Here is a 10256-nt window from a genome sequence, read left to right on the forward strand (position 1 = left end):
CCGGTTTACTGTTGGTGTTCCAATGCCTGTCTAGCCCAATCGCAAGCGGCGTCCGCGTCGTCAAGCGCGGCGTCGGGCAGGGTCCAGTATCCCATCGATCCTTCGGCGCCGTCTTTCTTGCGGGTAAACGTGAATTTTTGCGACCCTTCGGCGGCGAGCGCCTCGGCAAATGCGCCGTCGGCCTTCAGGTAAATCGTACCGTCGGCGCTGGTAATGGCGAAGATATTGCCGTCGCAATAGTAGGTCGCGCCGCCCATCATCTTGCGATGGGTGATCGTACCGAGGGGGGCGAACAGGTCGCGGGCAAAGGCGATGTCGGCGTCAGAAACGCTCACGCTTTGGCGGGGAGGGTGTCGTCGAATTTGATCGACTCACCACAGCCACAGGCTTCGGTCACGTTGGGATTGCGGAACTTGAAGCCGGATTCAAGCAGCGACACTTCGTAGTCGATTTCTGTGCCAAACAAGAACATTTGCGCCATTGGCGCGATCATCACGCGGGCACCGTCCTGTTCCACGACCTCATCATGGGGGTCGATTTCGGAGACGTAATCCATGGTGTATTCCATGCCCGCACAGCCGCCTTTCTTGACGCCAATGCGCAAGCCCTGATGGCCGTCCTTGGTCATCAGCTTGGTGATTTGCTTTGCGGCGGCGGGGGTCATTGTGACCGCCTGTTTGCCGGGAATTCCAAACATGGTGGGTCCGTTTCCGAGTAGTTCAACTCCAATCTAGGGGTTCAGGGGTGCGATCTCAAGCCGCGAGTCGTCGTTTCACAAAAAGGGTGTAACCTTCTGTAAAAGCGCGAATTTTACATGAAGCCAAGTTCTAACCGCGCTTCGTCCGACATCATGTCCATGCCCCAGGGTGGTTCCCACGTCAGTTGGACGTTGACGGTTTTGACGCCGGCCAAGGGTTCGACCGCATCGGCAATCCAGCCGGGCATTTCGCCCGCGACGGGGCAGCCGGGTGCGGTGAGGGTCATGATGATATCGACATCGTTTTCGTCAGAAATATCAATCGTATAGACCAGCCCGAGGTCATAGATATTGACCGGGATTTCCGGGTCATAGACGGAGCGGCACGCCTCAACAATCGCGTCGTAAAGGTCGTGATCGGTGCTGGAGGGCTTGATCAGAGGGGTGCCTTCCAGTTGTGTCTGTGACTCAGCGGTCATTGGGGCCTCACTTCTATAGTTGACCAAAGATATAAGGAATGGGCCGGTCAACGTCCAGAGGGGCGGGGGTGTGAAAATTCGCTGTGTGATCTGCGTATGACCGGCGTGCACAGTCTGTGCACCGGTTGTGCATACACGAAAACTGCACGTCAGGGGCCGTGTTGGCGGTGTTTGGTGCGGTCGTGCACAAAGGCGACCGTTGCACGCGGTGCGGGTCGCGGGTGCCTTCGGCGAGAGTATTTTGGGCAAGATGAAACGGGGGCGCGGGGCTTTGCATTTTCGCGTAGCTGGCGTAAGGGGCTGCCATGAGCCGTTTTTCATTTTCCCTGAACGCCACCGATGGCAAGGCCCGGACCGGAGTGATCAATACGCCGCGCGGTGACATCCGCACGCCGGCCTTCATGCCGGTCGGCACTGCCGCGACCGTCAAGGCCATGATGCCTGAGAGTGTCGCGGCGACCGGGGCGGATATTCTGCTGGGCAACACCTACCATCTGATGCTGCGCCCGACGGCGGAGCGGATTGATCGGCTGGGCGGGCTGCATCGGTTCATGAACTGGGACAAGCCGATCCTGACCGACAGCGGCGGGTTTCAGGTGATGAGTCTCGCGGATTTGCGAAAGCTGACCGAAGAAGGCGTGACCTTCAAATCGCATATCGACGGGTCCAAGCATGAGATCACGCCGGAACGGTCGATGGAGATTCAGCGGCTGCTGGGATCAGACATCGTGATGTGTTTTGATGAATGCCCGGCGCTGCCAGCAAGTCGGGATCGGATCGCGGAGTCGATGCGCCTGTCGATGCGGTGGGCAAAGCGGTCGCGCGACGCCTTTGGCGACCGGCCGGGCCATGCGCTGTTCGGCATCCAGCAGGGCGGGTTGGAGCAGGATTTGCGCGCGGAGTCGGCTGAGGCGCTGATCGCCATTGGGTTTGATGGTTATGCGGTCGGCGGTTTGGCCGTGGGTGAGGGGCAGGAGGCGATGTTCGGCGTGCTGGACTATGCGCCGGACATGCTGCCCGAGGACAAGCCACGCTATCTGATGGGGGTGGGCAAGCCCGACGATCTGGTTGGCGGCGTGGCGCGGGGCATTGACATGTTCGATTGCGTGCTGCCCAGCCGTTCGGGCCGGACGGGGCAGGCGTTTACGCGGCGCGGCACGGTCAATATCAAGAATGCAAGGCATCAGGACGATCCGAGGCCGCTGGACGCGGAGTGTAGCTGTCCGGCTTGTTCGAACTACTCCCGCGCCTATTTGCACCACGTTTTCCGGGCGCAGGAGATGATTTCAGGGATGCTGTTGACCTGGCACAACCTGCATTATTATCAGGAACTTATGGCTGGAATGCGCGCCGTAATTGCCGACGGGCGGTTTGAGGCGTTTCAGGCAGACTTTCACGCCTTGCGTGCAGATGGAGATATTGAGCCGATTTAGGCTTAGGCGCGGCGGTAAACCAGCTTGTAGCATAGCAGCAGCGGCAGAAGTCCTGCGGCGACCCACATCAGCGGCTTGACCCCGAGATACAGCACCGAGAACAGCAGTTGCCAGTCTTGGGCGCTTGCGCCGCTGCCGTATGGGGTGAGTGGGAAGATCGCGGCGGCGGCCAGCACGGGCAACAGCATCAGGCCCAGCAAATCAAGCATCAGCGCGCGGATGCGCGGATGTGCTTGCGCGAACCTTACGATTGGTCGGGCGACGAAGATCAGAGCCATCAAAACGACTAATGCGGCAACCACAAAACCCATTTGTTTCCCTTTCCCAAGCAGCGTGTAACGGAAACAGGCTATTTTCGGTTTTGGGCAAAACTGTGGTCGTCCCAAGGTGCTGTGGTGGCGTTAACATGACGCGGGATCAACGGTTTAGGACGGTGTTTTGGGCCGAGTGGCGCGGTGTGGTAAACTGGAAGTGTCCGAGTAGGAGGAGCCCCCATGCGCGCCATTGTTATTGGTTTTGCAACCTCAGCCGTCATCGCCGCGACCGCCGCCGCGCAAGATACCGAGGAGGAGATCGATTTTTGCAATGTCGATCCTGAGATATATTCGACCGTGTTGGCAGAACGTCTGGTCGGCGCGTGGCAGGTGCGTAACCTTCAAGGGTATCTGGTGCGCAACGGGCAACGGGTGGCGCTGCCGCCCCTTGTCGAAACGACTGAAACAATGTCGATCATCGGCGGGGAACTGAGTTTCACGATGGATGACGGGCAGGGGCCGTTTGCAATCCGGTTTATTGATCCCGGTGAAGAAGGTTGGACGATTGACCCGGACCCTGACGACCCCACGGAAAACGAGGTCGCGCTGTCGAGCGGAGACATGGCGCTGGCACAGGGGTGTGAGTCCGATCAGGACTTTGTCCGGTTATATGTCGAAGGCACGAACATGAGCGAGGCCGGGCCGGTGAATTTCAAGGTCCGCATGTTTGTCGTCAACGATTTCACCATCTACGGCGTGGTTGAAGGCACTGTGCCAGGCCAGAATATGATGGCGCGTCGGGTCATGCAGGCGACGAAACTCTGAATTTCGGCGCGAATGCCAGAAAATGGTGCGGGCGGTCCTTGCCCCCACTGGGACGAGAGGGCAAACTGCGCCGAACCAAATCGAGTCCCGGCTTGAAAGAAGGGTAGAAAAGCCCCACGTCAATGAGCCGAGACCGGAGAGGGCCGAGCGTTGCCGCACAGCGGGACTGGTGCCTTCTTGCTAGCCAAGGAAATATGATGCACGAGCAACTCAATTCATCTTACCCCGTCCTGCCGCTGCGCGATATTGTGGTGTTCCCCCACATGATCGTGCCGCTTTTCGTGGGCCGGGAAAAATCCGTCCGCGCGCTTGAAGAAGTGATGGCGGATGACAAGCAAATCCTGCTGTCGAGCCAGATCGACCCGTCGATTGACGAGCCGACCTCGGACGGGATTTACGAGGCTGGGGTTCTGGCCAATGTACTTCAACTGCTGAAACTGCCCGATGGCACCGTGAAGGTGCTGGTCGAGGGCCGTTCGCGGGTGAAGATCACGGAATATCTGGAAAACGACAATTTCTTTGAAGCGCGTGCGGTGCAGCTTCATGAAACGCCGGGTGATGCGGACGCGGTTGAGGCGCTGATCCGGTCGGTGGGCGAGGAGTTTGAGCGTTACGCCAAGATCAAGAAGAACATCCCCGAAGAGGCGCTGTCTGCGGTGGCCGAAAGCCGCGAGGCTGACAAGCTGGCCGACCTCGTCGCCGGGCATCTGGGGATCGAGGTCGACCAGAAGCAGGAGCTTCTGGAAACGCTGGACGTGGCGGAACGGCTGGAAAAGGTTTTTGGCCACATGCAGGGCGAGATGAGCGTTCTGAAGGTCGAGAAAAAGATCAAGACGCGCGTGAAATCTCAGATGGAGCGGACCCAGCGCGAATATTATCTGAATGAGCAGATGAAGGCCATTCAGAAAGAGCTGGGCGACGGCGAAGAGGGTGCCAACGAGGTTGCGGAACTGGAAGCGAAGGTTGCGGAAACCAAGCTGTCCAAGGAAGCCCGCGAAAAGGCCGAGGCCGAGATCAAGAAGCTGAAGAACATGTCGCCCATGTCGGCAGAGGCGACGGTGGTTCGCAACTACCTCGACTGGATGCTGTCGATCCCGTGGGGCGTGAAATCGCGCGTCAAAAAGAACCTTGCCAATGCGCAGAAGGTTCTGGACGACGACCATTACGGGCTTGAGAAGGTCAAGGAACGCATCGTCGAATACCTTGCCGTGCAGCAGCGCAGCAAGAAACTGAAGGGGCCGATCATGTGCCTCGTCGGGCCTCCGGGTGTTGGTAAGACCTCGCTTGGTAAATCCGTAGCGCGGGCCACCGGGCGTGAGTTCATCCGTATCAGCCTTGGCGGCGTGCGGGACGAATCCGAGATCCGTGGCCACCGTCGGACCTATATCGGCTCGATGCCGGGCAAGATCATCCAGGCGCTGAAGAAGGCCAAGACGACGAACCCGCTGATCCTGCTCGATGAGATCGACAAGATGGGGCAGGATTTCCGCGGCGATCCCGCAAGCGCGATGCTTGAGGTGCTGGACCCGGAGCAGAACTCAACCTTCGTCGATCACTACCTTGAGGTCGAATATGACCTTTCGAACGTGATGTTCCTGACCACGGCGAACAGCTACAACATGCCGGGGCCGCTTCTGGACCGGATGGAGATCATTCCGCTGGCCGGCTACACCGAAGACGAAAAATCCGAGATCGCCAAGCAGCACCTGATCGCCAAGCAGATCAAGAACCACGGCCTGCGCAAGGGTGAGTTTGAGATCACCGACGAGGCGCTGATCGAAATGATCCGCACCTACACCCGCGAGGCGGGCGTCAGGAACCTTGAACGTGAGATCGCAAAGCTGGCCCGGAAAGCGGTGACGAAGATCATCAAGAAGGAAGACGAGAAAGTTGTCATCACACCTGACAACCTTGGCGATTTCCTTGGGGTGAAAAAGTTCCGCTACGGTCTGGCCGAACAGGAGGATCAGATCGGCGTCGTCACGGGCCTTGCCTGGACCAGCGTCGGCGGCGAGTTGCTGTCGATCGAAGCACTGCGCCTGCCTGGCAAGGGCCGGATGAAGACGACCGGCAAGCTGGGCGATGTGATGAAGGAAAGCATCGACGCGGCAAGTTCGTTCGTGCGGTCGATCAGCCCGAAAATCGGGGTGAAGCCGCCGCAGTTCGATAAACTCGATATCCACGTACACGTGCCGGAAGGTGCGACCCCGAAGGACGGGCCAAGTGCCGGTGTCGGCATGGTGACATCAATCGTGTCGGTCCTGACGCAGATCCCGGTCAAGAAAGACATCGCGATGACCGGCGAAGTCACCCTGCGCGGCAACGTGCTGCCGATCGGCGGTTTGAAGGAAAAACTGCTGGCGGCCCTGCGCGGCGGGATCAAAACCGTGCTGATCCCCGCCGAAAACGCAAAGGATCTGCCTGAGATTCCCGACAACGTGAAAAACGGGCTTGAGATCATTCCCGTCGCCCACGTGTCCGACGTTCTGAAACACGCGCTGGTGCGGGTGCCTGAACCCATCGAATGGGACGAGGCCGCCGAAGAAGCCGCCGCCGCGAAAGCCGCGTTGAAGAAAGAAGGCGAAGGCCCGGGCGCAACCGCGCATTAGGGTTTGTGGGTCAGGTGAGATTGAGAGCGGCGCGCCGGAGGGTGCGCCGTTTTTTTGGGAAGTCCCGCGACACTTACAGTCGTAGAAATGCGCCCTCGGTTTCCCGAAGGCGCAATTTTTGCGTTAAATGAGTGTCCTATTAACGCTCGACCGAGTTTGCGACGAAGCCCTATGTAAATTGGGCGACAAACTGCCTGGCTGTCATTCCAAGGCTTAGCTGACCGCCACTGATCCTCGACGGTCTTATCCGAAAGTTGATCCGATCAACTGTAGGCGTAAGCGTATTGCTGACCTGTAGTTGAACCGCAAAGGTTCCATCCGGCCGGACGCGGGCATTTTCAATAATGCCGAGAACGCGGTTGTCCGACGATCTGACAACCAGACCGATCAAGTCGTCCGCTGTCATCGTCGGGGTATTGCCGCCTCCTCCCGTCCGCTGACGGCTTCGGGTGGTCGTCGCTGCATTTTGCGATGCTGCCGCTCCGGTGCAGTTTCTATTGATACCCACGCAGGCTCCTACACCGACGCCTTGCGTCGTCGTGGAGCGTGTTGAACCGATGTTTGCTGAAGTCGATACGCTGCCGACTTGCGAGCCGCCTACGGACGCTCCGGCGGAAACGCCGCCGCCGCCCACACTGGCCCCGGCGGAAGCTCCGCCAACGTCTACGTTTAAGTCTAGCGCTTCAGCGGGTTGACTGAACGCAAGCGCGCACAAGAAGGAGATGGCCAACGCTTGTTTGTAACATGGTCGCACTAACATTTCTCGTTACCTCTCGAATTGCAATATGCCCCCAAGCCACAACTGAAGGTAGAGGCGAAATGTGACAAGATTTTGACGGCGCAATAAAATATCAAAAAATGATTGTCCTGTGAAATATTTGATCCTCAAATTCTCATTTTCTCGACTTGTTTGCGCGCTAATGACGATTGGCATGGTTTGAGGTGCGGTTGCTTCACCTCGAAAGTCTCAAATGCGTGGATAGCCTTGCTCCCCAATCCCCGCTACGGTGCGCAAGAGTAGACAGAGTGAGGCAGAGAATGGCTAAGACCACCAAGACAGTGACGACGGCGACGGAGGCTCCGGCGAAGGCGGCGGGCGCGACGGCGATTGCGGGGGCGGCCCCTGTTGTGGCGGCTCCGGTCATCAAGAAGAAAGACCTGATCGATCAGGTGGTCGAACGTTCCGGCATCAAGAAGAAGGATGCGAAGCCGGTGATTGAGGCGATGCTGGCGGTGCTCGGCGAAGCGATCAATCGCGGGGACGAGTTGAATCTGCGTCCGCTCGGCAAGGTCAAGGTGACGCGCCGAAAGGAAGCGCCGAACGCCGATGTGATGGTGTGCAAGGTGCGCCAGCCGACGGGTGTACCGGGCGGCGGCGCTGGCCCGAAGACCGAAGACTAAGCCCCCATGATGGACGTGCGCGTGACGCATCCGCTGTTTGTCCTGCGGCATGGGCAGACGGAGTGGAACCTTGACGGACGCCTGCAAGGGCGGCGGGATTCTCCGCTGACCGCGTTGGGGCGCGCGCAGGCCGAACAGCAGCGAGGGTTGCTGAGGCAGGTGGCGGCGGATCATCCAAACCTAAAGATCTATTGCAGCCCGCTTGGCCGGGCGCGGCAAACGGCAGAGATTGCGACCGCCGGGCTGGGGCTGGCGTTTGAGGTTGACGCGCGGTTGCAGGAAGTCTCTGCCGGGGCGTGGGAAGGGCTGACGCGCGACGAGGTGCGCCTCCGTTTGAATAACGCCGATCTGGGTGAGTTCGAGATGTTCACCAACGCGCCGGAGGGGGAGAGTTTCAACGCCCTTTACGATCGCTGCGCGGTGTTCCTTGCCGAACTCTCCGGCCCGACGGCTGTTGTGACGCATGGCATCACCGGGTCGGTTCTGCGGGGCATCTTGCTGCGCCTGAGCGTTGATGAGATGGAGCATCTGCCCCGAGAGCAGGGGCGCATCTATGCGGTATCCGGCGGGCAGGAAGTGCTGATCTAGCCCAACGTCACCTTTTTCGCGAGGGCGCGGAGGCGTTCCAGATCTTCCGGCAAAGTATGAGCGATTTCGGCGCGTTTCATCATCAGTGACGCCTGCTTGCGCGCGGCCTTGCGCAACCGTTCATCCCCCGTCCGCGCGAGTTCCTGCATCGCGTCCATAAAGGCGAGCGCGACGGCGAAATCGCCGGCGCCGTGACGGGCGACGGGGCCGAACGCGTCATCAAACAGCCCATCGACGGACAGACCAGGGGTCAGCACCCGGTCATATTTGTTCTTGGCCTTGGGGGCATCGACCCGCGCGGCCCAGTTATAGAACAGCCGCACGAAATGGCCGAGGATCGACACGGCGGTGCCGGGGTCGTTCACACCGGGCGATAGCGCGCGGGCGGCGATTTCGGCGAGGGTGGTGAAGCCGAACCGCGGATCATTGTCAAAGGTCCGGTCGCGGTCGATCAGGTAGGCATCGGCAATCGCTTCTCGCGCATCGCCGTCAATGGCAGTGGGCGCGTTGAGGTAGGCGATCGGATCATTGCCAGTGACGAAAGTGCCGGGCATCGCCTCGACGACGATCTTGCCATCGACTTTTTTGGCGACCTCTTGCAAGGCTGAGATTTCGATGTGCTGCACATAGCCGATATCGGGGCTGTAGATGACGTCGGCGTCTTTTATCATTTCGGCGTGAACTTCGTCTGACACGGTTGTTGTCATCTTCTGGCGCTGGCTGAGCGCGTCTTTCGTCGCGCTTTCGACCTTTTCGACGGTCGAGCCGAGTTCGCCCAGCCGCGCGACGCTATCGACCCAGCGCACGAAGGTCAGAACGACCCAACCGAAGATGGAGAGTGTCAGGATAAACAGGAAAAACAGGCCGTTTTCGCCGTAATATCCTGATTTCAAGGCGATAATCGCGATGATCGAAAAGATGAACGCGCCGATGAAGCTCGACAGCGCGTTCTGGGACATGTCGTCAGCCACGACCAGCTTGAAGGCGCGGGGCGTGGCAGAGGACGCGGCGGCGGAGTAGGCGGACAGCATACTTGCCACCGCAAAGGTCGCGACTGCGAGCATGGAGCTTGAGATGATCGTCAGCAGCTTTTCGATCATGTCGAAAGAGATGTCGGGCAGCAAATCCCAATCCCACCAACTATCGACCGTTCGCGCGGCAAAGACCGAGACAACCGCAGCGGCACAGAACAATGCCGGTTTGGCCCATAGCCGTTCGCGCAACCGTCTTAGGTAGAAGTCGATCCGTCTTATGTTCACCGCGCTTGATCCCCGTGCTGGTTCTATGGATCAACTATGCACGGAGCATATGGGTCCTGACCACCGGAAACCTGTCATTTTGGCCGAGTTTCATTACGGTCGCAAAAACGTCGCAAAAGGGGCTTGCACCGCTCTGCCGACCTGCGCTATTGGTCCGCGCGACGGGTCGTTAGCTCAGTTGGTAGAGCGCTTCGTTTACACCGAAGATGTCGGGAGTTCGAGCCTCTCACGACCCACCACCCCCCTTAATGTTACCAAAGATCAAACCTGCGCCACGCGCGTTTTGACCGCTGGCCGTGCGGTTCTGTGGAATGGGTTGCGATCGTTAGCACGATGGCGATCAGGGATGGTAGTTACGCGGGGCTGAAGGGCACTTTTGTCTGGTCGCTGTGGCCGGTGGCCGGCAGCGTTCTGAGCGGTCGGAGCTTTTAGCGTAATTTGCGGCGAAGGCCGCTTGACGGGGCTGGCTGGCGGGCTTAGAAGGCACCTCACGCTTGGGGCTTGCTCCGGGCGGGCAGTGAGCGGTTGTAGCTCAGTTGGTTAGAGTACCGGCCTGTCACGCCGGGGGTCGCGGGTTCGAGCCCCGTCAACCGCGCCACCGCTGCCCGATCCGAACACCCGAAGCGCGATGCGCGGTTGTAGCTCAGTTGGTTAGAGTACCGGCCTGTCACGCCGGGGGTCGCGGGTTCGAGCCCCGTCAACCGCGCCAGT

General features: G+C 59.5%; 10 protein-coding genes and 3 tRNA genes. 8 read left to right on the forward strand and 5 right to left on the reverse strand.

The window, feature by feature from the left end; genetic code table 11:
- Positions 1-5 precede the first annotated feature (5 nt).
- The 3 genes from ACEWPJ_RS06940 to ACEWPJ_RS06950 form a co-directional block, all read right to left on the reverse strand.
- Complete coding sequence (locus tag ACEWPJ_RS06940) at positions 6-335, reverse strand: TfoX/Sxy family protein (protein ID WP_416511956.1); 330 nt, start codon at positions 333-335, stop codon at positions 6-8.
- Entirely contained in the window at positions 332-697 is a 366-nt protein-coding gene (locus tag ACEWPJ_RS06945) for a HesB/IscA family protein (protein WP_416511957.1), read from the reverse strand. Before ACEWPJ_RS06945 ends, ACEWPJ_RS06940 begins: the two co-directional genes overlap by 4 nt.
- Before the next feature lie 113 nt (positions 698-810).
- Positions 811-1176 carry an SUF system Fe-S cluster assembly protein gene (locus tag ACEWPJ_RS06950; RefSeq protein WP_416511959.1) on the reverse strand — a complete coding sequence of 122 codons (366 nt, stop codon included), beginning with the start codon at positions 1174-1176 and terminating at the stop codon, positions 811-813.
- Between the two features lie 305 nt (positions 1177-1481).
- On the opposite strand from ACEWPJ_RS06950, the gene tgt reads away from it, so the two are divergent.
- A complete protein-coding gene (gene tgt, locus ACEWPJ_RS06955) occupies positions 1482-2609 on the forward strand; it encodes a tRNA guanosine(34) transglycosylase Tgt (RefSeq protein ID WP_416511960.1) in 1128 nt (375 codons plus the stop codon).
- Between the two features lie 2 nt (positions 2610-2611).
- Here tgt and ACEWPJ_RS06960 read toward each other — a convergent pair whose 3' ends face one another.
- Positions 2612-2887 carry a hypothetical protein gene (locus ACEWPJ_RS06960; RefSeq protein WP_416511962.1) on the reverse strand — a complete coding sequence of 92 codons (276 nt, stop codon included), beginning with the start codon at positions 2885-2887 and terminating at the stop codon, positions 2612-2614.
- Positions 2888-3103: 216 nt separating this feature from the next.
- On the opposite strand from ACEWPJ_RS06960, the gene ACEWPJ_RS06965 reads away from it, so the two are divergent.
- The 4 genes from ACEWPJ_RS06965 (at position 3104) to ACEWPJ_RS06980 (ending at position 8286) form a co-directional block, all read left to right on the forward strand.
- A complete protein-coding gene (locus ACEWPJ_RS06965; RefSeq protein ID WP_416511963.1) occupies positions 3104-3688 on the forward strand; it encodes a hypothetical protein in 585 nt (194 codons plus the stop codon).
- Positions 3689-3885: 197 nt separating this feature from the next.
- Positions 3886-6297, forward strand: a complete 2412-nt coding sequence (gene lon, locus ACEWPJ_RS06970) for an endopeptidase La (protein ID WP_416511965.1) — start codon at positions 3886-3888, stop codon at positions 6295-6297.
- 1038 nt (positions 6298-7335) lie between these two features.
- Positions 7336-7698 carry an HU family DNA-binding protein gene (locus tag ACEWPJ_RS06975; protein ID WP_416511967.1) on the forward strand — a complete coding sequence of 121 codons (363 nt, stop codon included), beginning with the start codon at positions 7336-7338 and terminating at the stop codon, positions 7696-7698.
- 6 nt (positions 7699-7704) lie between these two features.
- Positions 7705-8286, forward strand: a complete 582-nt coding sequence (locus ACEWPJ_RS06980; protein WP_416511968.1) for a histidine phosphatase family protein — start codon at positions 7705-7707, stop codon at positions 8284-8286.
- Here ACEWPJ_RS06980 and ACEWPJ_RS06985 read toward each other — a convergent pair.
- The gene (locus ACEWPJ_RS06985) at positions 8283-9545 is read right to left on the reverse strand and encodes a DUF2254 domain-containing protein (RefSeq protein WP_416511970.1); all 1263 of its coding nucleotides are present in this window, start codon (positions 9543-9545) and stop codon (positions 8283-8285) included. The genes ACEWPJ_RS06980 and ACEWPJ_RS06985 overlap by 4 nt on opposite strands.
- 163 nt (positions 9546-9708) lie before the next feature.
- Here ACEWPJ_RS06985 and ACEWPJ_RS06990 point away from each other — a divergent pair.
- The 3 genes from ACEWPJ_RS06990 (at position 9709) to ACEWPJ_RS07000 (ending at position 10254) form a co-directional block, all read left to right on the forward strand.
- Positions 9709-9784, forward strand: a tRNA-Val gene (locus tag ACEWPJ_RS06990).
- Positions 9785-10066: 282 nt separating this feature from the next.
- Positions 10067-10143, forward strand: a tRNA-Asp gene (locus ACEWPJ_RS06995).
- Between the two features lie 34 nt (positions 10144-10177).
- A tRNA-Asp gene (locus tag ACEWPJ_RS07000) sits at positions 10178-10254 on the forward strand.
- Positions 10255-10256: the final 2 nt, after the last annotated feature.

This window comes from Aliiroseovarius sp. YM-037, assembly GCF_048060095.1.
Classification (GTDB): Bacteria; Pseudomonadota; Alphaproteobacteria; order Rhodobacterales; family Rhodobacteraceae; genus JBLUOA01.